Annotated in this window: 21 protein-coding genes; 6 read left to right on the forward strand and 15 right to left on the reverse strand. The window is 69.3% G+C overall.

Translation table 11 applies throughout. From position 1 onward, the window contains the following. Nucleotides 1-232: 232 nt before the first annotated feature. The gene (locus tag ACMGDM_RS14975) at nucleotides 233-2,878 is read right to left on the reverse strand and encodes a glycosyl hydrolase 115 family protein (RefSeq protein WP_436804918.1); all 2,646 of its coding nucleotides are present in this window, start codon (nucleotides 2,876-2,878) and stop codon (nucleotides 233-235) included. A 383-nt stretch (nucleotides 2,879-3,261) separates the two neighbouring features. On the opposite strand from ACMGDM_RS14975, the gene ACMGDM_RS14980 reads away from it, so the two are divergent. After that, on the forward strand, nucleotides 3,262-4,524 hold the full coding sequence (locus ACMGDM_RS14980) for a glycosyltransferase (protein ID WP_436804919.1): 1,263 nt from the start codon (nucleotides 3,262-3,264) through the stop codon (nucleotides 4,522-4,524). Here ACMGDM_RS14980 and ACMGDM_RS14985 read toward each other — a convergent pair. The 4 genes from ACMGDM_RS14985 to ACMGDM_RS15000 form a co-directional block, all read right to left on the reverse strand. After that, complete coding sequence (locus tag ACMGDM_RS14985) at nucleotides 4,496-5,236, reverse strand: fatty acid desaturase (RefSeq protein ID WP_436804920.1); 741 nt, start codon at nucleotides 5,234-5,236, stop codon at nucleotides 4,496-4,498. The genes ACMGDM_RS14980 and ACMGDM_RS14985 overlap by 29 nt on opposite strands. Next, the gene (locus tag ACMGDM_RS14990; RefSeq protein ID WP_436804921.1) at nucleotides 5,233-5,700 is read right to left on the reverse strand and encodes a sterol desaturase family protein; all 468 of its coding nucleotides are present in this window, start codon (nucleotides 5,698-5,700) and stop codon (nucleotides 5,233-5,235) included. Before ACMGDM_RS14990 ends, ACMGDM_RS14985 begins: the two co-directional genes overlap by 4 nt. Next, the gene (locus ACMGDM_RS14995; RefSeq protein WP_436804922.1) at nucleotides 5,687-6,688 is read right to left on the reverse strand and encodes a phosphatase PAP2 family protein; all 1,002 of its coding nucleotides are present in this window, start codon (nucleotides 6,686-6,688) and stop codon (nucleotides 5,687-5,689) included. The genes ACMGDM_RS14990 and ACMGDM_RS14995 overlap by 14 nt, the downstream gene beginning before the upstream one ends. Nucleotides 6,689-6,773: 85 nt before the next feature. Then, the gene (locus tag ACMGDM_RS15000) at nucleotides 6,774-7,505 is read right to left on the reverse strand and encodes an SDR family NAD(P)-dependent oxidoreductase (RefSeq protein ID WP_436804923.1); all 732 of its coding nucleotides are present in this window, start codon (nucleotides 7,503-7,505) and stop codon (nucleotides 6,774-6,776) included. Between the two features lie 81 nt (nucleotides 7,506-7,586). Between ACMGDM_RS15000 and ACMGDM_RS15005 the strand changes: the two genes are divergently transcribed. From ACMGDM_RS15005 to ACMGDM_RS15020, 4 genes are all read left to right on the forward strand, one after another. Beyond that, the gene (locus tag ACMGDM_RS15005) at nucleotides 7,587-7,973 is read left to right on the forward strand and encodes a winged helix-turn-helix transcriptional regulator (protein ID WP_436804924.1); all 387 of its coding nucleotides are present in this window, start codon (nucleotides 7,587-7,589) and stop codon (nucleotides 7,971-7,973) included. A gap of 137 nt (nucleotides 7,974-8,110) precedes the next feature. Continuing rightward, nucleotides 8,111-8,629, forward strand: coding sequence for a YfiR/HmsC family protein (locus ACMGDM_RS15010; RefSeq protein ID WP_436804925.1), 519 nt, complete (start codon nucleotides 8,111-8,113; stop codon nucleotides 8,627-8,629). A 2-nt stretch (nucleotides 8,630-8,631) separates the two neighbouring features. After that, nucleotides 8,632-10,680 (forward strand): TonB-dependent receptor plug domain-containing protein, encoded by a 2,049-nt coding sequence (locus ACMGDM_RS15015; protein ID WP_436804926.1) that lies wholly within the window; start codon nucleotides 8,632-8,634, stop codon nucleotides 10,678-10,680. 25 nt (nucleotides 10,681-10,705) lie between these two features. Further along, nucleotides 10,706-12,487: a methyl-accepting chemotaxis protein gene (locus ACMGDM_RS15020; protein WP_436804927.1), complete on the forward strand. Its 1,782-nt coding sequence runs from the start codon at nucleotides 10,706-10,708 to the stop codon at nucleotides 12,485-12,487. A gap of 193 nt (nucleotides 12,488-12,680) precedes the next feature. On the opposite strand, the gene ACMGDM_RS15025 is transcribed toward ACMGDM_RS15020, so the two are convergent. Genes ACMGDM_RS15025 through ACMGDM_RS15035 form a run of 3 tightly spaced genes read right to left on the reverse strand, consistent with a single transcriptional unit; the run spans nucleotide 12,681 to nucleotide 18,674 of the window. Then, entirely contained in the window at nucleotides 12,681-14,267 is a 1,587-nt protein-coding gene (locus ACMGDM_RS15025) for an efflux transporter outer membrane subunit (protein ID WP_436804928.1), read from the reverse strand. A gap of 3 nt (nucleotides 14,268-14,270) precedes the next feature. Beyond that, nucleotides 14,271-17,474 carry an efflux RND transporter permease subunit gene (locus tag ACMGDM_RS15030; RefSeq protein ID WP_436804929.1) on the reverse strand — a complete coding sequence of 1,068 codons (3,204 nt, stop codon included), beginning with the start codon at nucleotides 17,472-17,474 and terminating at the stop codon, nucleotides 14,271-14,273. Nucleotides 17,475-17,480: 6 nt separating this feature from the next. Next, a complete protein-coding gene (locus ACMGDM_RS15035; RefSeq protein WP_436804930.1) occupies nucleotides 17,481-18,674 on the reverse strand; it encodes an efflux RND transporter periplasmic adaptor subunit in 1,194 nt (397 codons plus the stop codon). Nucleotides 18,675-18,831: 157 nt separating this feature from the next. Here ACMGDM_RS15035 and ACMGDM_RS15040 point away from each other — a divergent pair, with 157 nt between their 5' ends. Further along, on the forward strand, nucleotides 18,832-19,389 hold the full coding sequence (locus ACMGDM_RS15040; RefSeq protein ID WP_436804931.1) for a TetR/AcrR family transcriptional regulator: 558 nt from the start codon (nucleotides 18,832-18,834) through the stop codon (nucleotides 19,387-19,389). Between the two features lie 495 nt (nucleotides 19,390-19,884). Here the strand turns inward: ACMGDM_RS15040 and ACMGDM_RS15045 are convergent, their stop codons facing one another. From ACMGDM_RS15045 to ACMGDM_RS15075, 7 genes are all read right to left on the reverse strand, one after another. Next, nucleotides 19,885-20,112 carry a hypothetical protein gene (locus ACMGDM_RS15045; RefSeq protein ID WP_436804932.1) on the reverse strand — a complete coding sequence of 76 codons (228 nt, stop codon included), beginning with the start codon at nucleotides 20,110-20,112 and terminating at the stop codon, nucleotides 19,885-19,887. Nucleotides 20,113-20,260: 148 nt separating this feature from the next. After that, nucleotides 20,261-20,860, reverse strand: coding sequence for a nuclear transport factor 2 family protein (locus ACMGDM_RS15050; protein ID WP_436804933.1), 600 nt, complete (start codon nucleotides 20,858-20,860; stop codon nucleotides 20,261-20,263). 63 nt (nucleotides 20,861-20,923) lie between these two features. Further along, a complete protein-coding gene (locus ACMGDM_RS15055; protein WP_436804934.1) occupies nucleotides 20,924-23,272 on the reverse strand; it encodes a xanthine dehydrogenase family protein molybdopterin-binding subunit in 2,349 nt (782 codons plus the stop codon). Beyond that, complete coding sequence (locus ACMGDM_RS15060) at nucleotides 23,160-23,783, reverse strand: Isoquinoline 1-oxidoreductase subunit (RefSeq protein WP_436804935.1); 624 nt, start codon at nucleotides 23,781-23,783, stop codon at nucleotides 23,160-23,162. The genes ACMGDM_RS15055 and ACMGDM_RS15060 overlap by 113 nt, the downstream gene beginning before the upstream one ends. 53 nt (nucleotides 23,784-23,836) lie before the next feature. Beyond that, complete coding sequence (locus tag ACMGDM_RS15065; protein ID WP_436804936.1) at nucleotides 23,837-24,307, reverse strand: (2Fe-2S)-binding protein; 471 nt, start codon at nucleotides 24,305-24,307, stop codon at nucleotides 23,837-23,839. Nucleotides 24,308-24,435: 128 nt separating this feature from the next. Further along, the gene (locus ACMGDM_RS15070; RefSeq protein WP_436804937.1) at nucleotides 24,436-24,744 is read right to left on the reverse strand and encodes a hypothetical protein; all 309 of its coding nucleotides are present in this window, start codon (nucleotides 24,742-24,744) and stop codon (nucleotides 24,436-24,438) included. Then, nucleotides 24,741-25,493, reverse strand: a complete 753-nt coding sequence (locus ACMGDM_RS15075) for a class I SAM-dependent methyltransferase (RefSeq protein ID WP_436804938.1) — start codon at nucleotides 25,491-25,493, stop codon at nucleotides 24,741-24,743. The genes ACMGDM_RS15070 and ACMGDM_RS15075 overlap by 4 nt, the downstream gene beginning before the upstream one ends. Nucleotides 25,494-25,583: the final 90 nt, after the last annotated feature.

A 25,583-nucleotide genomic window follows, 5' to 3' on the forward strand; every position in this document is an offset into this window, starting at 1 on the left:
TCCTGCCTGGAGGGCGGCGGTCCTGTGACCGCCGCGCCTTTTTTGTCGCGGATGCGGGTGTGGCGCGCATGGCCGGCGCCTGCATAGCCCGGATGCTGCGCGCGCCAGTAGACGAAGCGCGGCGCGCTGCGGCGGGACCGCGCCGAGCTTCGGCCTCCCTACCCCTCTCGCGTCATCCTGAGCTTGACTCAGGTTGACGGAGGGCAAGCGACGGAATGTCCTCGCCGCTGGCTCACCCCTGCCGTGCGCCCGGCCCGAGGTAGCTCGCCGGCACCGGCACGGTGCTCAGCACCAGTTTCTCGAGCACGACATTGTCGTCGACCCGCGACACCGTGATGCGGTGCTTGCCCGCCGCAAGGCGCCCCACATCCGCGGTCAGCCGCACGACATTGTCGCTTACCGCCGCGGCCCAGGCCTGTTTGGCCGGCGTGTCCTGATCGCCCCCGGTCGCGGTCAGCCGCGCCTGGAGCAGCTGCGCGGGGCCGCCGTCCAGCGCCACCGCGACGCGCACCCCCGCCCCGCCCGACGTGTCGAGCGACGGCGCGAGATAGAGCGTGAGCCGCGCCGCGCCCGCGACATCCAGCGTGACGTCATAGTCGAGCGCCACCTGATCCTCGACGCGCGTCGCCAGGCGGCCCTGCGGCAGCGCCACCATCGCGCCCCCGGTGCGCCCGAGGTGCGGTATGCGGGTCCAGCGCAGCCCGCGCCCGCCGCGCGCGCGCGTGAACGCGCTCGCCTCGATCGCCACCACGCCCGCGGGTGCGGGCGCAGGCGCGACGAAGCGCGGCTGGCGGTTGCGCTCCGACACCGGCGTGTCCGCGGCGACGCGGGTGATGCTGGGCATCGACTGCTGGGTCGGGTCGTTCCAGGTGACGTAGCTCATGTGGACCTGCGCCATCATGCCGTCCCACTTGCCGCCGTTGATGCGATGATAGCGCTGGGTCAGCTCGCCGTCGCGCCGGAAGGTCGCCTCCACCTGATCCGCAAAGTAATTGGCACGCGCGTCGTTGCTGCGGGTCAGCCGCTGGTTCCATGCCGCCGCGTAATAGAGCCGGTACAGATTGGCCATGGCGGCAACGGGGTGTTCAACCAGCTGGTAATAAGCGTCGAGCTGATCGGGTGAGAGCTGCGCGCGCGCCGCCAGCATGCGCTGCTCGAGCGCGTCCCATTCCGCCACCATCGCGCCGAACTCGCCGCCGTCGAGCTCGGTCGCGGTCACGCCGCCTAGCGGGAAGCTGTTCTGGTCGATCAGCTCGGGCTTTCGCCGCGCGGCATAGCGGCCATAGTCGGTGACGATCGCGCCGATTGCGTCGGCCTGCGCGGCACCGAAGGTCGCCGCCGCCCAGCGCCGCGGGTAAGCGGCCAGCGCCGCCGGCGTCATCGCCTCCGGGTTCCACGCCATCGCCAGGAAGAAGCTCAGCGGATATTCCATCGGCTTGATGTCGCCGACATTGACGATCCACATGTTGCGCACCCCGCCGGCATAGGCGAGATCCATCTGCTGCCAGACCTTCTCGATCTGGTTGGTGTTGATCCACTTGTAGTTGCGCGGCGCGCCGACATAATCGAAATGATAATAGATGCCGTAGCCGCCCCGGCGCGGCGCCGCACCGGGCTCGGGCACGCGTCGGATCTGCCCCCAATTGTCGTCCGAGAACAACAGGGTGACATCGTCGGGCACCTTCATGCCCTTGTCGTAATAGTCCTGCACTTCCTTGTAGAGCGCCCAGACCTGCGGCGTCTCGGTCGCGGGCCGGCGCGTGACCTCGGCGATGATCTGGCGCTGGTCGGCGACGACCCGCTCGAGCAGCTCGGTCGCGGTGCCCTCCGCCATCGCCTCGTCCCCGTCGCCGCGCATGCCGACGGTGACGACCGACTCGTAGCGCTGCCCCCCGCCCTTGGACATCATCCGCTCGATGCCGCCGCGCCAGAAGGCACGCAGATTGGCACCGTTCTTGGTGTAATCCCAGGCGCCGCCGCGGGTGCGATCGTCCTCGTGGCGGTGCCATTCCGCCTGTGCGCGCAGCATCGGCTCGTGGTGCGAATTGCCCATCACCACGCCCATCGCATCGGCCAGCACCATGCTGCGGGGATCGTCGTCCGCAAACGCCTTGCCCCACATCGCCGGCCACAGGTAATTGCCCTTCAGCCGCAGCAGCAGCTCGAAGACATAGGCGTACATCGCCGCATTGACCCCGCCGAACTTCTTGGTCGCCCAGCCCTTGAGGCACGGATCCTCGTCGTTGATGAAGAAGCCGCGATAGCGCACCTTGGGCTGGTCGCGCCGCGACCCCGCCGGGAACAGCACGTCGGGACGGCGCGCCACCGGCACGTCCGCGAACCAATGCCACGGCGAGACGCCGATCCGCTCGCACACGTCATAGGTGCCGAAGACCGCACCGCGCCGGTCGGAGCCGACGATGACCAGCGCGCGCGGCACGTTGGGCCAGGGCTGATCGACGACGATCTGGCGAAACGCTTCCCACTCGCCACGCAGGTCCGCGGCGGCGATCTTGCCGGTGGCGACCAGCGCGTCGATCGTCTCGCTCTGCCCGAGCACGCCGATCACGACGACCGGCCCGCGCACCGCCTCGACGCGCTGCCGCACCGGCGCGGCACGGGCGCCACACACGCGCGCCAGATCGGTCGCCAGACTGGCGCCGACACGCTGCACCGCACTGTCCGCGGCGGCATCGACCAGCACCGACGCCGCACGGCTCGACGCGATCAGCGGAAACGCCACGCGGGGATCGAGCGCCGCATCGGTCTCGTCCGCAGTCGCGCCCGCGGGCGCCGGCAGCGCAGACAGCATCGCGCCCAGCGCCGCGCCGCCGAGCAGCATGCGCCGCGACACCGCGCTGTCAGTCGGATCGGTCACTCTCATCGCTCCTTGCTGCGCGCCCTGGCGGCGGCGGGCTCCGCGACCATGGGCGGCAACCTCGCTGCCAAGCCCGCCGTCGCATCCTGTCATACAGGTCATGGCGAGCGGACTGACAGCGCGCAAGACGAATTCAGTCCCGTCGCTCCGACCTGAAAACGCGATAACTCAGCCGCTTGCCCGAAACGTGCGGGCTGCCGGCGCATGGCGCCGAACCGCGCGTCGCTGTCGCCGCCGCAATGCGACGCATGCTCGCGCCGGCGGGCGACATAGCCGCGGCCAGAGCGCTTCCGCGGTCTCTCGTCTAGTCGGCGCCGAGGCCTGGCCGCGTCCGGCAAGTTTCTTCCTTGCGCCGGCGCCTGATCGGTTCATGATCGCCACGGATGCATAATCGTGAGCTTCTCCAGAGCGATAGCTCGCCGCCGGGGCATCTCGCCGTCATCACCGCGCCGCTGCCGGGTCACCTCAACCCGATGCAGATATTGGCCAGATCGCTGATCGATCAGGGTTGGCGGGTGTCGGTCGTCCACATGGAGGCGGCGCGGCGCTTTATCACCGATCCCGGGGTCGGGTTCGCGGCGCTGCCGAGCGGGAGCGCGACGTCGTTCGACGCCTATCTGGCATCGCTGGTGAAGCCCAACGGACCCGTTCGCCTGAACCGCATGATCCGCGCCACGGCGGCGATGACCGAGGCCTTGCTGGCCGAAGCGCCCGCCGTGCTCGAGCGGATCGGTGCCACCGCCGTGCTGGCGGACGCGGTAGAACCCGCCGGCCCGCTCATCGCGGAGCGGCTCGGCCTGCCGTATGTGGTCGCCGCCACCGGCCTGCCGCTGCTGCGCGAGCCCGACGTGCCGCCGCCGTTCCTCGGGTGGCGCTACCGTCCTGACGCCTTGGGCAGGTTCCGCAACCGCGGCGGATATGCGGTGACGGATTGGCTGATGCGACCGGTCACCCGCGTGATCGAGGCACGGCAGCGGGAATGGCAGCTGACCGGTCACTCCACACCGCGTGTGCAGGTCGCGCAATGTCCGCGCGGGCTCGACTTCCCCCGGCGCGCCTTGCCGCCCACCTTTCGTTACGGATCCCCGTGGCGTTCTGATGCACCGATCCCGCACGAGCCGCTCCCCGAGCACACGCCGCTGATCTTCTGCTCGCTCGGCACGCTGCAAGGCGCGCACCGCGAATTGTTCGCGACGATGGCGCAAGCCTGTGCCGCCGTCGGGGCACTTGCGGTGATCGGCCATGGCGGCGGGCTCTCGCCGGCGGAGGAGGCCGACCTGCCCGGCGCGCCGCTGGTGCGCGCCTTCTGGCCGCAGACAGCGGTGCTGCGTCGATGCTCGGCCGCGGTGCTGCATGGCGGCTTCAACTCCGTGCTCGACGCGCTGGCGGCCGGGGTGCCGATCGTCGCCCTGCCGATCGGCTTCGAGCAGCCCGCGACCGCTGCCCGGCTGGTGCGGATCGGCGCGGGGCGGATGCTGTCGCCGCATCGCCTGAGTGTCGGCGCATTGGCGGACGCGCTGACGGCGGTGATCGCGCGCCCGAGCTATCGCCAGGCGGCGCGCGCGCTGGCGGACGAGATCGCGGCGGACGGCGGTGCCGCCGCTGCCGCCGCCGCCATCACCGCCGCGCTAACCGCTCCCGCCTGAACGCGGGCAGGCGCCACCACGGCGTGCCGGGGCTGAGATGATGTTCGTGGTGATAGGCGCCGAAATGGAAGCAGGTCATCAGCGACAGCAGCGGCCCCAGCGTGCTGCTGCGCGCATTGTGCGCATCCGCGAACGGCCGCTCGTCATGCCGGTGCGGCAGATAGGTGCCGAAGACGAACAATTGCGCCAAGGCCAGCAGCGCCGGCACCGCCCAGAACACGACGATGTTGAAGAGCGAGGCGCCCAGCAGCAGATAGACTGTCGCCGCGACGGTGATCCGCACGATCTGGCCGTGCGTGTAATAGTTGCGGAAGAAGGATCGGAACCACGGCAGCATCTGCGTCGGCGCGTCGGCATGGAAGTCCGGGTCGCGCGCCGTCCCGGGAGCGGCGTGGTGGGCGTGGTGCTTGGGGAGCAGCCCGCCGTAGGACAGGCCGGCATAGGCGCCGAGACAGAGCGTTCCCACCGCTCGGTTGAGCCGCGGCCGGCCGGGCGCCAGCGAGCCGTGCATGCAGTCATGCGCGATGATGAACAGCCCGGTGCTGAGCCAGGCCTGCACCACCACAACGACGGGCGCGAGCAGCGCGGTGGCCGGCGTCCAGCGCCAGAAGAAGATGCCGCCGAGGTGCACGGTGAGCCACGCGGCGCCGATCGCCGCCGCCAGCGCGAGACCGCGCCGCGTGTCGCCGCCGTGTCGCGCGCCGATGCTCACCGGTCGGCGCGTTCGGAGAGCCGACGTTTCAGCCGGGCGGGATCGGGCGCGAACAGGAAGCCGAAGCTGACGCCCCCCTCCTTGCCCTTCACCGCATGGTGCAACCGATGCGCCTGGTGCAACCGCTTGAAATAGCCCTTGCGCGGCACCCAGCGCATGCCGAACCGCTGATGCACCAGCATGTCGTGCACGAAGGCGTAGATCGCGCCATAGACGGTGATCCCCAGCGCGACCCACCAGAGCGGTTCCCAATAGGTCCCGAGCGCGAACAGTCCGATCACGATCGCGGCAAAGGTGACGGCGTACAGATCGTTTTTCTCGAACGCGCGGTCATGCGGCTCGTGGTGCGAGCGATGCCAGCCCCAGCCCCAGCCATGCATGACATATTTGTGCGTGGCCCAGGCAAAGCACTCCATGAAGAGCACCATGGCCGACACGATCAGCAGTTTCTCATACCACGTCATCAGGCGATCCGGCATTCCTCGCGGCGGCCAGCGTCGCAGCGGCCCTAGATCGCGGAAGTATAGCATATTCCTGGCCGCGGGGCATGCCTCCGTGCCCGGCATTTTTCGATACCAGCCGCGCGGCGAGCGCGAGCGCGGCGGACGCGAGCACGACGCCGGCCAGCACGTCGACGAGATAATGCCCGCCGAACAGCGGCGTCGCCGCGATCGTCAGCGTGGCCCAGATCGCCGCAGGGAGGCGCAATCGCGCGATCGGGTACAGCCCCCAGCCGAGGATCACCGGCAAGGCCGCGTGATAGCTGGGAAAGCTGACGATCCCCGTCATGTGCAGCAGGTCGATCTGCCGCACGCTGCCGTCGCGCAGTCCGAGCACGAGGGCGCGCTCCAGCCAGGCCACCGACGGCCAGAGCGCCTGGTAGCGATCGGGATCGAACAGGTTGCCGACCGCCGGCACAACGCCCGAGACGAGCACCGTCGTCACCCCCGCCAGGATTGCGGCGGCGGTCATCACGCGCAACCGGTCGAGCCGCCCCGTCCCGGCGAGCACGAGGATGCACAAAACCATCTGCGCCACCAGGCTGTGATAGGCCAGGCCGCCGAGCGCCAGCACCGGTGCCGGCAGGCGATCGGCCGCGCCGAGGATCGCCGGCCAGTGCACCCCGAGGCGCTGGTCCGCGGCGGCCAGGCGCGCGTCCCACAACGGCGCTCCCCGCGCCGCCAGCAGATAGGTCAGCACCACGCCGAGGATGGTGAACGATGTCATCTGCAGGAACGCGCTGGCGCCCGCGGCCAGCCGGGCGTCCGCTCGCCGGCGTCCGATCACCAGCGCGGCCGCCAGCACGGCCAGGCCGATGCCGGCAAGCAGCGCGCGGCCCGGCAGCACGCCAAACCCCATCAGAAAGGTCAGCAGCAGGCAGGCGAACGCCAAGCCACCGACGAGGGTCCAGGACAGCGCGTCGGCAGCCGACGCGATCAAGGGGAGACGCATGCCGGCCCAACGCCGGAGCGGGAGCGCAGGTCCGTGATGCGCGGCCTGTCGGACACGCTGCGCTGCCACGTGGAGGACGGTGCCGCTACACCTGCCGCATGCCACCGTCGACGCAGAGCTCGCTTCCCGTCACGAAGCTGGCGCCATCGCTGAGGAGGAACACGGCGGCCGCCGCGACCTCCTCCGGGCGCGCCATGCGGCCGAGCGGGATCGGCGCGATCAACGTCTGCCGCATGTCGTCGGACACCGCTCTCATCATATCGGTGTCGGTTGGCCCGGGAGCGACGACGTTGACGCGGATGCGGCGCGGCGCGAGTTCCGCCGCCCAGCTGCGCGCGTAGGAGCGCAGCGCCGCCTTGGTGGCGGCATAGGTGCTGAAGGGCGTCACCCCCATCACGTCGGCGATCGACCCGACCAGCACCACCGCCGCGCCGTCGCTCAGCACGGGCAAGGCCGCCTGGAGGCCGAAGAGCGCAGCGCGCACGTTGACCGCGAAATGGCGATCGAAATGCTCGGCGGTCTCCTCCGCGATGGTCGCCGGCTCCGACAATCCGGCGTTGAGCACCAGCGCGTCGATGCGATCGTGGCGGCTTCGCGCCTCGGCCATGACCCGCTCCAGATCGGCCGGCACGGCGGCGTCGGCCGCGATCCCGTGCGCCGAGGGGCCGATGCCGGCGGCTGCGGCCTCGACCTCCTGCTCCCTGCGCCCGGTCAGCAGCACCGTCGCTCCTTCCTCTGCGAGCGCGCGTGCGGTCGCGAGCCCGATCCCCTTCGCTCCGCCGATCACCACGGCGACCTTGCCGGTCATGTTCGTCATCATCCGTCCTTTTCTTCGAGACGGGCGACCAGATATATGATGTGTATCTGCTATCAAGAACGCACTGGAAATAGCCTAGATATGGCCGAGGATACCGACCTGGCGGCGCTGTCGTGCCGGGCGATGATGGACGTGCCCCGCATTCGCCCCGTGCTCGACAAGATCGCGGATAAGTGGACGATCATGATCCTGACGGTGCTGTGCCCGCAGCCGGCGCGCTTCAACGAGATCAAGCGCCGGCTCGACGGCATCACGCACAAGTCGCTCGCCGACGCGCTGAAGCGGCTGGAACGCCACGGGCTGATCACCCGGACGGTGTTTCCGACGAGCCCGATCGGGGTCGAATATGCGATCACGCCACTCGGTCACTCGCTGCGCGGCCCCTTCGAGGCACTCTGCTCCTGGGCGCTCGAGCATGAGCAAGCCTTCGCGGCCGCCGCCGTCGCCTATGATCAGGCGCGCGAGTGACACTCGGCTCTCCGTGATGCGGCCGGCTACCCGGATCCCGGCGATAAGGAGGCCGCCCGCCCCATCGTCACCGCAGCGTTAATCATCTGGTGACCTCGCGCGCCTACTGCCGCTCTCGGGCTTGGGGATAGGGTCGCGTGAGACAATTGATCGGGGCGGCGGTGGTCGCGGGCACGTCGGTGGCTGCGCTGCCGCTGCAGGCAGAATTGAACGTACCGATTGCGGTGCGGGTGGTGTCGTTCCTGCAACCGCCGGCGAGCGGCATCATGCCCGCCGCGATCGTCGTCGCGCCGGGCAATGCCGCTTCGATGGCCGACGCCGCCGCGATCGAGCGCGCGCTCGGCGGCGGGGCCGCCGCGGGCAAGGCGACGCTGCGCACCAAGCGGGTGCCGGTGACCGCTCTCGACTCGCTGACGGGCTATCGCGTCGCCTTCGTCACCGCCGGCACGCGCGAAGACCAGGGCGCGATCGCCGCGGCGGCCGCGCGCAGTTCGGTCGTCACCATCACCTCGGACGACGCCTGCGTCCAGGCGGCGCGCTGCGTCGTCGGCATCGGCAGTGGCGCGCGCGTCCAGATCACCGTCAACCGCGCCGCGGCGCGCGCCGCCAACGCCCGCTTCGGCTCGGCCTTCCTCATGCTCGTCAAGGAGATCTGAGCGTGACCGCGCTTATGTTGCGCCGCGCGCTCGCGCTCGGCGCCGCGCTCGCGCCAATCGCGGCGGCCGCGCCGGCGACCGCGCAGGCGGTGGACTATTCCGCGCTGGAAGCGATGATCGGCGAGCCCGTCACCACCAGCGTGATCGGCAAGCCGCAGCGCGCCTCCGAGGTCGCCGCTTCGGTGACCATCATCACCGCTGATCAGATCGCGCGCTCCCCCGCGCGCGATCTGCCCGGATTGCTCAAGGGCTATGCCGGGGTCGACGTCAACCGCTGGACCGCGGGGCAGAGCGATATCGCGGTGCGCGGCGGCGTGCAGACCTATAACGCGCGGCTGCTGGTGCTGGTCGACGGGCGGCAGGTCTATCTCGACCATTACGGCCTGACCGACTGGAACCTGCTCGGCGTGCAGCTGGAGGAAATCCAGCAAATCGAGCTGGTGCGCGGCCCCGCCGCGGCGCTGTTCGGCTTCAACGCGGCCAGCGGCGTGGTCAACATCATCACCAAGCGCGCCGGCGACGTGGCGAGCGCGCGCGCCACCGCCTCGGCGGGCGACCACGGCTTCTCACGGCTGGCGGGCACCGCGTCGCTGCCGCTGGGCGGCAGCGTGCGCGCGCGCGTCAGCGCCGGGCGGCTGCGCGAGGACGAGCGCCGCCTGCCCGCCGGGCTGCTCGCGCCGACGCCGATCGTCGACGTCGCTGCCGACCAGGTCGCGGGCGAGCTCAGCGCGCGGTTCGGCACCACCGAAGCGGTGCTCGGCGGCGGCTATGCCAGCAACGAGCAGATTGAATATCTGCCCAGCCAGCTGCTCTCCAACCAGCGCTATCGCAGCAGCAACGTCCATGCCGGGCTGACGCACGACACGCCGTGGGGCGGGGCGTCGCTCAACGGCTACGTCAACTGGCTCGACGCCGATTATGGCAAGGAAGGCAGCGACGGCGTCAATCGCGTCAGCGCGCCGATCGAGAACCGGCTGATCGCGGTGAAGGCGGCGGCGCTCTACCGGGTCGACACCGACGACACGCTGCGCGTCGGCGGCGAATATCGCAACAGCCGGATGCGCGGCCAGGCGCAGTTCGCCGAGACGATCGCCTATGACGTCGCGTCGCTCGACGCGATGCTCGATCTTCACCCGCTCGACCGAGTCGGCGTCAGCGCCGCGGCGCGGGTCGACCGGCTGTGGCTGGGTCAGTCCGGCGCGATCGCGCAGCCGGTACTCGACGATCCGGCGGCGTTCGACCGCGCCTTCACCCGGTTCAGCTTCAACGCCGCGCTGGTGGTGCAGACCAGCGCGAACGGCCGACTGCGGCTCAACGGCGGCCGCGGCTACCAGCTGCCGTCGCTGGTGAGCTTCGGCTTCCGCCTGCCGCTGTCGGTGCCGACGCCGGTACCGATCGTCGTGACCGGCTCGCCGCGAATCCGCCCGGTAGCGGTGTGGAGCGCCGAGCTCGGCTACACCCATGCGCTCGGCCCGACGCGGCTGGAGGCGACCGCTTTCTACACGCGTACCAATGATGCGATCGCCTCGCCGGGCGACGGGCTGGAGCCCAACCTCGACCTGTTCCTCACGCCGACTCCGGTGCTGGCGGCGCGCTTCGCCGCGGTGGGCGACTATGCCACCTATGGCACCGAATGGCAGGCGAGCGGGCGGGTCGCCGCGCTCGACTGGCGCGTCAATTACACCTGGACCGCGACTGACGGCGATCTCGCCGGCACGGCGCTGCCGATCCCCTATGCGCTCGCGCCGCGCGCGACGACGCCGCGGCACAAGGCCAATGTCGCGCTCGGCTATGACGGCGGCCGCTGGTACGCGAGCGCGCTGGCACGCTACACCGCCGCGACGCGCCAGTTCGCCTTTTCGACGCTGCAGCAGCTGCGGCTGTACCGCGTCGACGACGCGGTCGCGCTCGACGCGCGCGCGGGCTATCGTCTGAGCAAGGCGCTCGAGCTGTTCGTCGCGGGCGAGAATCTGTCGCTGGCCGATGGCGCCGCGGTCTCGCCGATCCCGGCCGACCGCCGCGTGCGCGGCGGGCTTCGCGTGACGCTGTGACCGCGCGAGAGGCGACACTGGCGCGATGCTGACCCTGCTCTCCGCGCTGGCGGACCGCGTTGAGCGGCGCGCGCGGCTCGCCGACCGGCCGATCACCGCCAAGGTCGCGGCCACGCCGCTGCTGATGCTGGTGCTGTTCGCGCTGATCGCCGCGCTGAGCGCCACCGCGCTGGTGGTGGCGGATCGCAGCGTCAACCGCATCGTCCAGGTCGACATGCGTGACCTCAGCCAGCTCAACGCGGTCGCGCTGCGCTTCGAGATGGCCGATTCCGAGCTGTACCGGCTGCTGATCGCCAAGGCTGCCGCCCCCGCCACCAACGTGCCGACTCGCGCCGCCGCGGTGGAGCGCGACCTCGACGGCGTGCGCGACGCGCTGCTGCGCTACCGCGCGCGCCACCCCGCCGATCGCGCCGCGCTGGACGGCATGCTCGCCGACCTCGGCGAGTATCGCGCCACCGTGGGCGTGATCACCTCGATGCTCGAGATCGACTTCGCCAGCAGCGCGGCGATGGTGGCGCCGTTCCGCGAGAACGCGCACCGGGTGGAGCAGCGGCTGCGCGCGATGACCCGCGCCGGGGTGGCAAGCGCCGACGCCGGTGCGGCCAGCGCAGTGTTCGCGACGCGCGCGACGCTGCTGGCGATCGTGCTGGTGTCGTCGCTCGCGGCGCTGCTGGGTGTCGCCATGGCCTATCTGATCAGTCGCTCGACGGTGCGCTCGATCACCAGCATCGCCGCCGCGACGGAGGCAGTGCTGGCCGGCAAGACGCCCGATCTCACCGCGCTGCGCCGGCGCGACGAACTGGGCCAGATGGTGACCGCGCTGGAGCGCTTCGACCAGCAGCGCGGCGAGGCCGAGCGGCTGGCGCGCGAGACCGCGCGGCTGCACGAGGAAGCGCGTCGCCAGGAGCGCCGCCGCGACGAGGAGGTGGCGCGCGCCACGCGCGAGGCCGAGGCGCACCGCCGCGAGACGCTGCGGGTGCTGGCCCAGACCTTCGAGGAGCAGGTCGCGGGCGCGATCCGCGAGGCGCAGGCGGCGATGGCGCATCTCGACCGCAGCGCGCGCGACCTCACCGACTCGGCTGGCGGCAACCGTGAACTCGCGGCCGAGCTCGACACGATCGCGCACCAGTTCAGCGAGGAGATGCGCGACGCGAGCGAGGCGACCCGCTCGCTCGCGGGCGCCTTCGAGAACATCGACCAGGAGGTGGAGGGCACCAGCCGCGCCGCGCGCTCGATCAATCGCCACGCCCAGGGTGCGCAGGCGGCGGTGGCGCAGTCGCAGCAGCAGGCGGCGACGATCGAGCAGATCGTCGACGTGATCGACGCGATCGCGCAGCAGACCAACCTGCTCGCGCTCAACGCCACGATCGAGGCGGCGCGCGCCGGCAGCGCGGGCGCTGGCTTCGCGGTGGTGGCGGCGGAGATCAAGTCGCTGTCGAGCCGCACCGGCGCCTCCACCAGCGACGTGCGCCGCACGATCGAGGCGGTGCAGGGCACGATCGGCACGATGGTGACCAACACCGACAGCTTGGGCACGCTGATCGCCGGGCTGGACGAGGGCGCCGGCCGGGTGGCGCTGATGTCGCGCGGCCAGGCGCGCTCGATCGACCAGCTCAACGCGCGCATCGGTGAGGTCCGCGAGCGCAGCCAGGCGCTGGCGACCGCGAGCGAGCGGATCGGCAGCTCGGTGCAGCGCAACCTCGCCTCGGTGGAGCATTTCCGCGACGCCTCGCGCACGCTCGACCGCACGCTGTCGCTGCTCGCGGGCGATGCGCAGCGCTTCACCCAGACGCTGCTGGCGGGGTAGCGGCGTCGCGGTTTCCGGTCCGGCACTGGCAACCGCCCGCCGACCGACCAACCGGAGGAGCTCGGCGCTCGTGGCGAACCGCCGGCGGCGCCATGCGGTTCGAGCCAAGCTGCGCTCGCCGGAGCGCGATCCGGCGTCGATGGATCAGACGCGAACCGGCCGCGTCTCCCCGGCGATGACGCGCCCCGCCCGCTCAGCCCGGCGTGTTGGCGGTGCGCGGCGCGGCCGGTCGATCGTCGTCGTTGATGCCGCCGCCCAGCGAGCGATAGATTTCCACCAGGTTGCTCTCGCGGTTGAGCCTCGTGGTCACCAGCTGCTGCTGCGCCGCATAAGAGGAGCGCTGCGAGTCGAGCGTGTTCAAGAACGACTCGACGCCGGCGCGATAGCGCGCATCGGAGATCCGCAGCGCGGCCGCCGCTGCCTCCGCGCGCGCCGTCTGCGCCGCGATCTGCTCGTCGATCGTGCCGCGCTGCGCCAGCGCGTCCGCGACCTCGCGGAACGCGGTCTGCACCGCACGCTCGTAGGTCGACACCGCCGCCTGCTGCTGCGCGCGCGCGACCTCGACATTGCCGCGCAGGCGACCGCCGTCGAACAGCGGGAGCGAGACGGACGGCGCGCCGGTGTAGGTGAAGCTGCCGTCGGCAAAGAGGCCGCGCAGCGCGGTGCTGATCGTCCCCAGCGTCGCGGTCAGCGAGATGCGCGGGAACAGCGCGGCGCGCGCGGCGCCGATATTCGCATTCTGCGCGATCAGCTGGTGCTCGGCCTGGAGGACGTCCGGACGGCTGAGCAATACGTCCGAGGAGACACCGACCGGCAGCGTCTGCAGCGACGCGCTCCCGTTCCCCAGGCTCTCGGGCAGCAGGCCGGCGGGCACGGGCGCGCCGGCGAGCAGGTCGAGCGCATTCTTGTCCTGCGCCAGGCGGGTTCGCAGCACCGCGATATCGTTGCGCGCGGCCTGGTAGCTCGTCTCGGCCTGGCGCGCCTCCAGCTCGGAGGCGACTCCGATGCGGAACTGCGCGCGGGTCAGCTCGAGCGACTGCTCGAACGACCTGAGCGAGTCCTGCGAGATTCGCAGCTGGTCCTGATCCGATGCATAGGTCAGCCACGCCGTCGCGGTCTCGGCGATCAGGCTGATCCGGGCTGAGCGCTGCGCCTCCTGCGTGGCGAAATATTGCTCGAGCGCGGCGCGGTTCAGGTTCCGGATGCGGCCGAACAGATCGAGCTCGAACGCCGAGAAGCCGGCGTTCACCGAGTAGAATTCGAGGTTGTTGGACGAGGATCCCACGCCCACCCCGACCCCGGTCCCGCCCGAACCGGCGGCGCCGCCGTTCGAACCGGTGCCAGTGCCGGTGCCGGTGCCAGTACCCGTTCCCGCTCCGGCGCCGGTGCCGCCGCCCGCGGCGCCGCCCAGCGCGCCGGCGGCGCCCTGAATGTTGTTGGTATAGGTGCCCGAGCCCGACAGGACGGTGGAGGGCACCAGATCCGCGCGACTGATGCGATATTGCGCGCGCGCCTGCAGGACGTTCGCGGCGGCGATCCGGAGATCCCGGTTGTTCTCCAGCGCCAGCGCGATGGTGCGGCGCAGCCGCTCGTCGGTGAAGAACGTGCGCCAGCCGGTCGCACTCACGTCCGGCGCATCCGTCGCCGCGGCGGGGAAGACGCCGCCCTGCGGCAGCGCGGCAGGCACCGCGCCGACCGGCCGCACATAGTTGGGCGCGAGGTTGCAACCGGCGAGCGCGGCGCTCACCAGCAAGAGCGAGGCGTTTCTGGTCTTGATCACCGCTTAGATCCCTTGCGACGCGGGCGCGTGGTCGCGGCCGTCGTCTGAGCCGCGCCCGTCGCCGTCAGGCCGGTCCTGCACGACGGGTTCCGCCTTGCCGCCATGGCCGAACAGTCGGAGCACCACCACGAAGAACATCGGCACGAAGAAGATGGCCAGCACCGTGGCGGACAGCATGCCGCCCACCACCGCGCGACCGATCGCGTTCTGACCGCCCGCGCCGGCGCCGTTCGACACCGCCAGCGGGAACACGCCGAAGACGAACGCGAGGCTGGTCATGAGGATCGGGCGAAGCCGCAGCTTGGCCGCCTCCACCGCGGCATCGAACGCGCCCTTGCCCTCGCGCATCTTCTCCTCCGCGAACTCGACGATGAGGATGGCGTTTTTCGCTGACACGCCGATCGTCGTGATGAGACCCACCTGGAGGTAGATGTCGTTGTTCAACCCGGTCAGCCAGGCCGCGAGCAAGGCGCCGACGACACCCAGCGGCACCACCAGCATCACCGAGATCGGCACCGACCAGCTCTCGTAGAGTGCCGCGAGGCAGAGGAAGACGATCAGCAGCGACAGGCCGTAGAGCGCCGGCGCCTGACCGCCCGACAATTGCTCCTCGTAGCTGAGCCCGGTCCAGTCGAGCCGCGTGCCCGGTGGCAGCTTGGCCTGCATATCCTGCATCGCCTTCAGCGCCGCGCCCGAGGACACGCCCGGCGCCGGCTGGCCCAGGATCTCCATCGCCGGCTGCCCATTGTAGCGGGTCAGCTGCATCGGCCCCTGGCTCCACGAAAGGTTGGAGAAGGCCGTGAACGGCGCCATGCTGCCACTCGCGCCGCGCACATAGAGATCGCCGAGATCCTCGGGCGACATGCGGTAGGCCGCGTCCGCCTGGATATAGACCCGCTTGACGCGGCCACGATCAATGAAGTCGTTGACGTACGAGCCGCCCCACGCCGTGGCGATGGTGTTGTTGACGTTCGACAAATCGAGGCCGAGCGCGCGCGCCTTGTCCTGGTCGACGTCGACCTTGAGCTGCGGCGCGTCGTCGAGCGCGTTGGGACGCACGCCGACCAGCGACTTGTTCTGCGACGCCATGCCGAGCAGCTGGTTGCGCGCCGCCAGCAGCTTCTCATGCCCCATGCCGAGTTCGTCGACGAGCTGGAGGTCGAAGCCGGTGGCGTTGCCCAGCTCCTGCACCGCGGGCGGGATCACCGCGAAGATCAGGCCGTCATTGTAGCGCGCGAAGGCGCCCATGGCGCGACCGATGATCGCCTGCGCCTTGTTCTCGGCACCGGGCCGATCCTTCCACTCCTTCATCGGGATGAACGCGATGCCGCTGTTCTGGCCGACGCCCGCGAAGCTGAACCCGTTGATGGTGTAGACGCCGCGGATCGCGTCCTTGGCGTCGCCGAGGAACTGGTCGCGGATCAGATCCAGGCCCTTTTGCGTGCGCGCCGTGGTCGCGCCCGGCGGCCCCTGCACCAGCGCGATCATCACGCCCTGGTCCTCGTCGGGCAGGAAGCCGGTCGGCAGCCGCGTGAACAGCAAGGTCATGCCCGCAAGGATCAGCGCATAGGCGATCAGCGACCGGCCCCAGCGGCGCGCGGTTGACTGCACGCCGCGCTCGTAGCGCGCGCGCCCGCGATCGAAGCGATCGTTGAACCAGCGGAAGAAGCGCGCCAGCGGGCCGTTGCCCTCCCCCTTGTTCGGGTCGTGCGGCTTCAGGATGGTCGCGCAGAGCGCCGGTGTCAGGATCAGCGCCACCGCCACCGACAGGATCATCGCCGAGACGATGGTGATCGAGAACTGGCGGTAGATGACGCCGGTCGAGCCGCCGAAGAACGCCATCGGCAGGAACACCGCCGACAGCACCATGGCGATGCCGATCAGTGCGCCGGTGATCTCGTCCATCGACTTCCGCGCCGCCTCGCGCGGCGACAGATGCTCGGTCGTGATCAGGCGTTCGACGTTTTCGACCACCACGATCGCGTCGTCCACCAGCAGGCCGATCGCCAGCACCATGCCGAACAAGGTCAGCGTGTTGATCGAGTAGCCGAACACCGCCAGCACCGCGAAGGTGCCGGTCAGCACCACCGGCACCGCGATCGTCGGGATCAGCGTCGCGCGGAAGTTCTGCAGGAACAAGAACATCACCAGGAACACGAGGACGATCGCCTCGATCAGCGTCTCGATCACCTGCTCGATCGACAGCCGCACGAACGGCGACGTGTCGTACGGGAAGATCACCTTCACGTCCGGGGGGAACTGCTTGGCGATCTCGTTGACCCGCTCCTTCACCGCCACCACGGTGTTGAGCGCGTTCGCGCCCGGCGCGAGCTTGATGCCGATGCCCGACGCGGGCTTGCCGTTCCACTGCGCCGAGAAGCTGTAGTTCTCGGCGCCGATCGCAACGCGGGCGACGTCGCCGAGCCGCACGACCGAGCCGTCCGGATTGCTCTTCAACCGGATCTGCGCGAACTGCTCGGGCGAGGTGAGCCGCGACGATACCGATACCGTCGCGTTGAGCATCTGCTCCTTGGGCGCGGGCTGCGCGCCGATCTGGCCGGCGGAGACCTGCGCATTCTGTGCCGTCACCGCGCTGGTCACGTCGGACATCGTCAGCGCGAAATTGTTCAGCTTGAGCGGGTCGACCCAGATCCGCATCGCATATTGCGAGCCGAAGATCTGCGTGTCGCCGACGCCCGTCACCCGCGACAGCGGATCCTGGATGCGCGACGCGACGATATCGGCGAGGTCGTCCGCGTCGTGCTTGCCGTTCTCGGAGTAAAGGCCGACGAACAGCAGAAAGTTTTGCGTCGCCTTGGCGACGATGATGCCCTGGCGCTGCACCTCCTGCGGCAACAGCGGCGTCGCGGCCTGGAGCTTGTTCTGCACCTGGACCTGCGCGATGTCGGGATCGGTGCCCTGCTCGAAGGTGAGCGTGATCGTCACCGTGCCCGACGAGGACGACGAGGACGAGAAGTAGCGAAGGTGGTCGATCCCCTTCATCTGCTGCTCGATGATCTGCGTCGTCGTGTTCTCGAGCGTCTGCGCGTCCGCGCCCGGATAGTTCGCCGTGATCGACACTGCGGGGGGCGCGATCGCGGGGAACTGCGCGATCGGCAGCGTGCGGACGGCCAGGATGCCGACGATGACGACCATCACCGCCAGCACGTAGGCGAAGATCGGACGATCGATGAAATAGCGTGACATGACCGATTACTTCGCCTGCGCCTGTGCCTGTCCCTGGGGCGGCTGACCGCCCGCGGGCTTGGCATTGGGGTCGAACGGATGCCCCTGCACCGGCATCCCCGGGCGCAGCATCATGCCACCCTCGACGATGACCTTCTCGCCGGGATTGATGCCGCCGGAGACGAGCCAATTGTCGCCGACGACACGGCTGGTCTGCAGGCTGCGGACCTGGACCTTGCCGTCGTTGCCGATGACCATGACGGTCGCCTGGCCCTTCTCGTCGCGGCCGACCGCGCGCTGCGGCACCAGGATCGCCTTCTGCGCGGTGCCCTGCGCCAGCGCGGCGCGGACGAACATGCCCGGCAGCAGCAGGCCGTTGGGATTCGGAAAGAGCGCGCGGATCACCTGCGACCCGGTCGTCGGGTCGACGGTGACGTCGGCGAAGCGGAGGCTGCCCTGCGGCCCATAGTCGCTGCCGTCTTCGAGCTTCAGCTTTACCCGCGCGTTGCCGTCGCGGGTCAGCTGGCCGCTGATGATCTGCTGGCGCAGCCTGAGCAGGTCGGCGCTCGACTGCTGGATATCAACGTAGATCGGATCGATCCGCTGGATCGTCGCGAGCGGATTCGCCTGCGCCGCCGACACCAGCGCGCCGGTGGTGAAGAGCGAGCGGCCGATCCGGCCGGTGATCGGGGCGCTGATGGTGGTGCGCGCGAGATCGATCTGAGCCGCCCGCAGCGCGGCCTGCTGCGCGGCGACATCGGCCTGCGCCTGCGCCGCCGTGGTCTGCGCATTCTCGAATTCCTGCCGTGCGATGGCGTTGATCTTCACCAGCTCGCCGTAGCGACGCGCCAGCGCCGCGCTGGAGGCGATGCTGGAGCGCGCCCGCGCCAGCGCGGCACGCGCGCTCGCCACCTGCGCCTGATACGGCGCGGGATCAATGCGGTAGAGCGGCTGACCCTTGCGGACCACGTCGCCCTCGACGAACAGGCGCGCGAGCACCAGCCCGTTGACCTGCGGCCGCACCTCGGAGGTCTCGAAGGCGGTCGTCCGCCCCGGCAGCTCGGTCGTCAGCGTGACCGGCTCCTCGCGCACGACGACATAGCCGACCGGCGGCGGGCCCTGCGGGGCCTGCTGCTGCGCTTTCCCGCCGTCACCGCATCCGGCGAGCACGAGCAGGGCGCTCGAGGCCAACATACCGCCAGTCAGCCGCTTCCACACCATGAGACATTTCTCGCTTGCTAAAATGTAAGGGAGCGATCACTTCCAAAGTGAGTGGTTAGCCGCACTGCACAAAAGCGTCAACATCGCTTTAAGAGGTCCCCGATTGGTCAACGTCGAACGTCCCCGCCAGACTCGCGCCGAGCAGCGCCGACAGCATGTGAAGCGAGCCGCACGGCGCCTGTTCGTGGAGAATGGCTTCCACGGCACCGGCATCGCGCTGATCGCGCGCGAGTCGGGCGTTGCGGTGCAGCAATTGTATCGCGACTTCCCCGCCAAGGAGGACATCATCGCGGCGATCGCGGAGGAGGATTGCCGGAAATTCGCCGATCTGGACGCGCTCGACACCGCGCTGGCCGCGCGCAGCCGTGACGGCGTGCGCGAATGGCTTACCTCCGCCACCCGTCGGGAGGACGAGGAAGGCGACCGGCTCTTCCTCGAGATCGCAGCGGAAGCCTCGCGCAACGATCGCATCAGGGAAATCTTCCTCGGCGTCCGGCGCATGATGTTCGACAACATCAGCCGTGCGTTCGCGGGCCTGACCGGCAGCACCAGCGTGACGGCGGAGCATCGACTGCTCGCGGAGGCGTTCATGATGATCTCGGTCGGATCCGTCCTCACGCGAATCGTCGGCGCCGAACTGGCCACCTCCGCGAGCAGCAGACTGGTAGCGTGCCTGCTCGCCTCCGTCGGCGAGAGCCACGCCCCGGCCAAGTGAGATCGTCGCGTCCACCGCGGTCTCGCCGCGCGATGACGACACGGCGATCCCCGTTCCGTCTCGCGCCATTGACACTCCCGCCCGGACGATAGCCATGTCGTGCCTCCTTGGAATGGGCGCCGCCCGCGCTCTCGCCGAGCGACATCGGGGAGAGACGGAAGCCCATCCGGTTGAGAAAAAGGACGGCGCGCCCGGACGAGCCCCTCCGGACCATCGCCAGCGGGCGGCAGTGTTGCCGAACCCGGTGATGTTCATGGACAGGCCTCCCGCGCGGTGCCGCCGGAACGCCACCACCATCTATACTGACCGGTATAGAAGCGGCGCCATTCCCGTCAACGCTTTATGTACCGGACGGTACCGCATTTTCTTACGAGCGGCGGCAGCGTGCGCTCGTGCCCGGCTGTTCGGCTTCGGCGCACCCTCGTTGGCAACCCTGGTTTCCACGCGTGCACCTCAAGCGACCCGCGCGGGTGGGAACGGGACGACTGGGCGAGGCTAGCGGGTTACGGCGATCGTCCCCTCCACGAGTTCCTCAAACCGGAACGCCGTTGCATCAAGTTCGTCGGCGAAGGAACCCAAGGTCCTGGCGATAAGCGCTCGATCGTGGTCGGCGTCCTCGCCGGCGGCAAGGACCGGGAACGCTTTGGTGCGGGCGAGCCGCGCTGCCGTCCGCAAGCCTTCAGCCAAGATCTCGATACGACGGTCTGCCGGTCCGCCTTGCACGGGTGCACCTCATCCACATTCCCGGTTCGATGTGCCACACGCTCGCTCCACCCTCGCCAACGTGCGTTAAGATGCATCCAGGCAGCGCGGCGTGGACATCGGGAGCGGCCTTTTCTTCTCGGCAGCTGCACCAGCCGTTCTCGCGCGATCACGGGGCCGGCTTCGCCAGCGCCGCCGCAAAGGCGGCGTTGTCGAGAAAGGCGGTGACCGCCACGATCCTTTGCCCGCGTATGGTCATGATCCACAGGTACGTATTGCGGTACGACGTGCCATCCCTGAACGGCGCGGCGCCGTCCCAGTGGACCAACACGTCGTCACCATCGGCCCAGATCCTACGCACCATCGGCTTGAGCGGCTTGCTCAGCCGAGCGCGCAGCGGATTGGCGGCCGCGTCGAGCAGCGCCTGGCGGCTGTTGTAGGTCTGCGCCACCGCCGGATCGAGGCCGGTGATGCGCCAGACCACGTCGTCTGCAAGCAGGCTGAACACGTCACCCGTTCCCGCCGACCAGCGAGCAAAAGCGCCGGCGATCAGGGTGCGATTGCGCGCCTCCTTGCCGCTGTCCGTGTCGCTCGCATCCTGCCCCAGCGCTGCCGCCGGCGTCACAGAGGCAAGCAGGACGGCCGAAAGCAAGGCAATGCTCGATCGTGTTGGCATCATCTGTCCTCCTTCGCGTGCATAGAGGCGGTGGGCAGTGTCCGCGTCGCTACGAAGCGATGGCGCGGCCACAGGATTGTCGTGGCTGTCCACCGTCTCACCGCGCGCGGCTGCAACAGGGATAGCTGGTCGCGCTCAGAGCCGACGGTAAGAACGTCACGCCGAGATTCGCTGGGTAGAGAAGCCGGCGTTTGTCGCCGTCCCGTTTCGCCACATCGGCAGGCTGGTGGTTGGTGCGGCCGTGAGCGCAAGCACCGCGTTGGCGACGGCGGGCGCGATCGGCGGCACACCGGGCTCCCCCATGCCCGTTGGCGGATTGGTCGAGGGCAAGACGTATGTCTCGATCGACGGCATTTCGTTCATGCGGATGACCGGGTAGCTGTCGAAATTGGTCTCCTGCACGATGCCTTTCTCCATCGTCATCGCTCCGAAGAGAGCGGCGGAAAGACCGAAGCCGATGCCGCCTTCGATCTGCGCTGCGATCTGGTCTGGAGAGATGGCGGTGCCGCAATCGACGACCGCGACGACCCGACGGACCACCGGTCTGCCCGCATCGATGCGGACTTCCGCGATCTGCCCGACGACAGTGCCGAAACATTCGTGGATGGCGAGACCGCGTGCCCAGCCGGCGTCTATCGCCGTGCCCCAGCCCGCCCGCCGGCATAGTTCATCGAGCACCGCGAGGTGCCGCTTGGCGTTGGCACGGCGATACAAGGCTCTCCGATACGCTGCCGGATCGCGATCGAGCCGCCGCGCGAGCTGATCGACGATATGTTCCATCACCATGCCATTGTGCGAGTGACCGACGGAACGCCAGAACGCGACCGGCACCGGAAAGGTGGGAGAGTAGATCTTGCCGTCGATCACCTTCGCAGCGGCGAGGTACGGCGACTCCGCGACGCCTTCGACCGCCTGCGCATTGGGTCCGAGCGGCAGCAGCGGCTGCGAGACGGTGCGGTGCCGCCACCGTGCCGGGAAGCCGTCTTCACCCAGTTCGACCAGCACGCGGTGGTGGCTCATCGGCCGGAAGAAGCCGGACGACATCTCGTCCTCACGGGTCCAGATCAGCTTGACCGGACGCCGCGGCATCCGCTTTGCGACCCGCACGCACTCGACGAGATAGTCGGCGCCCATGATCCCGCGCCTGCCGAAGGATCCGCCGGCCGGGACCACCTCGATGTCGACTCGGCCGGGGATGGTGAGCGCGACGCGTGCCGCTTGCACCTGGTCGACGGTTGCAAGGTGCGAGCCGGAGATGATCTTCACATCCCAGCCATCCACTTCGGCGACGCAATCGAGCGTCTCCATCGGCGCATGAGCGAGATAGGGGAAGTCGAAGCTGAACTCGACCGCCGCTGCGGAGAAAGGTCCGTCCGGCTCTTCTCCCTTGCTGTGGAAGTCGGCCGAGGCGACGTCGGTGCGACCTGCAGCGATGTCGTGGAAGTAGCGGATCAGATCGGCGGTGGAGCGCTTCTCCGCCTCGCTGTCGTCCCATTCGAGGATGAGCGCATTCCGGCCCTGACGCGCGGCGAAGGTGTTTCTCGCCACCACCGCGACGCCCGTCTCGATCGCGAAGACGTCGACGACGCCTTTCACCTTGCGCGCCGCCGCTGCATCGTATCGCGCAAGACGGCCACCGAAGCGCGGGCTGTGGGCGACCATCGCCACGAGCATGTCGCGCAGATGGACGTCCTGCGTGTAGACCTGCGCGCCGGTGCTTTTCGGCAGGCTATCCTTGCGCCGCACGCGGTCCGTGCCGATCAGCCGGTAATCCTTGGCATTCTTGAGCGTCGGGCGTTGCGGCGCGGTTTGGCGGGCGGCGTCCGCGAGAAGATCCGGAAAGGTCGCCGAGCGTCCAGATGCGCCGTGAGAGACCACCCCGTCGCGCACGTCGATCAGTCGCCGGGGCAGGCTCCAGCGCAAGGCCGCTGCCGCGACAAACATGGCACGCGCGGCGGCGCCGGCGTTGCGCATCGGATCCCAGTTCGTCGCCACCGATCGCGAGCCTGCCGTGATCTGGGGGCCGTAAGCACGGAAATTGGCATGGGCGCTGACGACCCGAACCCGGTCCCAGTCGGCATCCAGTTCCTCCGCGATCATCGCGGCCATGCCGGCATGGATGCCCTGGCCAAGTTCCTGCTGTTTGTTGACGATCGTTACCCAGCCATCGAGACTGATCCGGATAAAGGAGCCGAAGGCGCTTTCCTCGGGCGCGGGCCCACCTCCTGACAGGATCGCGCCTGCGGCCTGCATCGGGTGAGTGGCCGTGTAGCCGACGACGAGCGCTCCGCCCGCCAGCGTACCGCCCAGGATCATCTTGCGGCGGGTCATCTGAAAGCGGCGTCCGGATGCCGGGGCGTCGGTCACGAGCAATCTCCTGCTCGGCAAGGGGTCAGACGGGACATGCAGCCCCCGTCTCCAACCATGCCGTGATGAGGGCGCCGAACGCTGCCTGAGAGCCGGGAGCGGGCTCCCGGTTGCCGCCGGGGTGCCAGGCCCAGCCAACCAGCTCGTCCTCGGCCATATGGTGGAGGAGTTCGGCCCGGTTCAGGTGCGATCGGGCCGGATCGAGGATCTGTCGGCAGATCTCTCCCAACGTCTTGCCCTGCCAGGCCATTTCGATCGGCGCGAGCTTCCATTTCGGATTGCCGGGAACCCCGGACGCCGCGAAGTTGGTGGCACGGTGGCAGGTCGCGCACCGCATCGTCGGCGCACCGGCATCATCCGGTCCTCGCGTCACCCACGGCATGTGGGGCCGCATCGCCGCCGTCTGGGTCGGCCGGTCGCCTCGCGGATGACAGTTCATGCAGCGCGGGTGCTCGATCACGCGTCCCGCCTCCTCGAACAGCGCGAGCGATCGCACGCTCGGGTCCGCGATCGACGCGAATGTCGATGCCGGCCGCAGAGCCGAACCGTGCAATCGTGCCGGCGCAGCGACCAGCGGCTGCGATGACGGCAGCGCCTGCGGGCGAAAGGCGATGGCTACGCCGAGCACGAGGAGCGCGACGAGCGACACCAGGATCGGGAGACAGCCGACACGTCGGCGCTCACCGGCAGCACGCCGCCATTTCACGACGGGCGGTGCCTTAGCTGTCCTGCGGCGTCGTGGATGCCGGCGCGGATCCGGTTGTAGGTCGCGCAGCGGCAGATGTTGCCGCTCATCGCCACGTCGATGTCGGCGTCACTCGGCGCGGAATTGGCGCGTAGAAGCGCCACCGCACTCATGATCTGCCCCGACTGGCAGAAGCCGCACTGCGGCACGTCACGCGCCACCCAGGCGTTCTGGATCGCCTCGACCTCGGCGCCTTCGCAGCCTTCGATGGTGACGATGTGCGATGCCGACGCTGCCTCGAGCGGAAACGAGCAGGAGCGGACCGGCTGGCCATCGACATGCACGGTGCAGGCGCCGCACTGCGCGACGCCACAACCATACTTCGTCCCTGTAAGCTTCAGCGTGTCACGCAGCACCCAGAGCAAGGGGGTCTGCCCCTCTTCGTCGACCTGATACGTCGCGCCGTTGACCCAAAGGGAATACGCCATGAGCTAGGCCGTCACGATGTTGATCATGGCGCGATGCTAGGCCAGGCACCACGCGCCGCGAACACCCGATCCCATGGAAAACTTGCCCGATCCTGTGGCCCGGTTCGGGTGCAGGCCGCAGCCGGTGATCACGCCACGAAGCCCGTCCCCGCAGCGAAGGGCGCCGTGCCCAAGAGGGCAATGATTGCGATACGCACCTGCGCGTAGCCACGTACGTCCCGACGCAGGAAGATCGCCCGGGCGAAGCGGATGTCCTCGGCCACAGTCATCATCACACCCGCGACGACAGCGTAAATCGGCAGACACCACCATGGCGCTCCGGTCTGACCGAGCCTGAACGGCAGAGCGCCGACGACGATCAGATGGCCGACACACCGCAATATGATCTCGGGCGCCGTGCTATGACCGAACGCGCCGCAGACCGGTTCGTGGCTCATCCTGTCGTCCCGACCCGTCGCAGGCGGTAGACCGACGCAGGCGGAAGGTTGCGCAGCGTCGAACCCACTTTGTCGGCGATCAGGCCGAGCCGGTCCAGAACGTCATCCGGCACCGAGCAGCGGCCGCCATAGGTGAACAGGTAGAATGATCCCGCCGGTCGCAGGACGGTGAAGCTGGCCCGAACGATGCCTTCGACCTCGGGCGACGTCATGTTGCGAAGACCGAGCCCGCACACCACAGCACCGAACGGCTGCGCAGCCGCTCGCCTCGTCAGATGAAGGTCGGCGGCATCGTTGGTGAGGACCGTCGACGCCGGAAAACGGTCCTTCAACAGCCCGGCGAAGGACAGGCTCCGCTCGACCAGCGTCAGATCGCGCTCGGCTACTCCCCGGCGGGTGAGAGCCCGTGTGAAGACGCCAGTACCCGGGCCGAGCTCGAGCACCGGCCCCGAGCCGCCATCGATCTCGCAGGTGATCAACACAGCCAGCGCTCGTCCCGACGGGGCGATGGCGGCGGTATCGTAAGGGTGGCGCGACCACTCGACCAAGAACCTCGCCGCATCGGACCAGAAGCGGGGCGCCGGTTCGTTGCCGGATGCCAATTCTGCCATGCGCAAAGGCATGCCGGCGCAGCGATCCGCGCGGTCGCGGGTTGCGCCTGCGGTCGCCAGCAGTTCCAGACTCGATGGCGTTCCGGCAGGACATCTCCGGCTCAGCAGCGACAGTACCGAGCTCCAGGGAAGGTTCATGATCGCATTCCACAAACAAGGGAGGTCGACGCGTCGCGCGCACGGCCGCGCGTCTTCGCCGGTGTGAAAACGACGCGTTTCGCCATCCGC

The organism is Sphingomonas larreae, assembly GCF_051400595.1.
In the GTDB taxonomy this organism is placed as follows: domain Bacteria; phylum Pseudomonadota; class Alphaproteobacteria; order Sphingomonadales; family Sphingomonadaceae; genus Sphingomonas.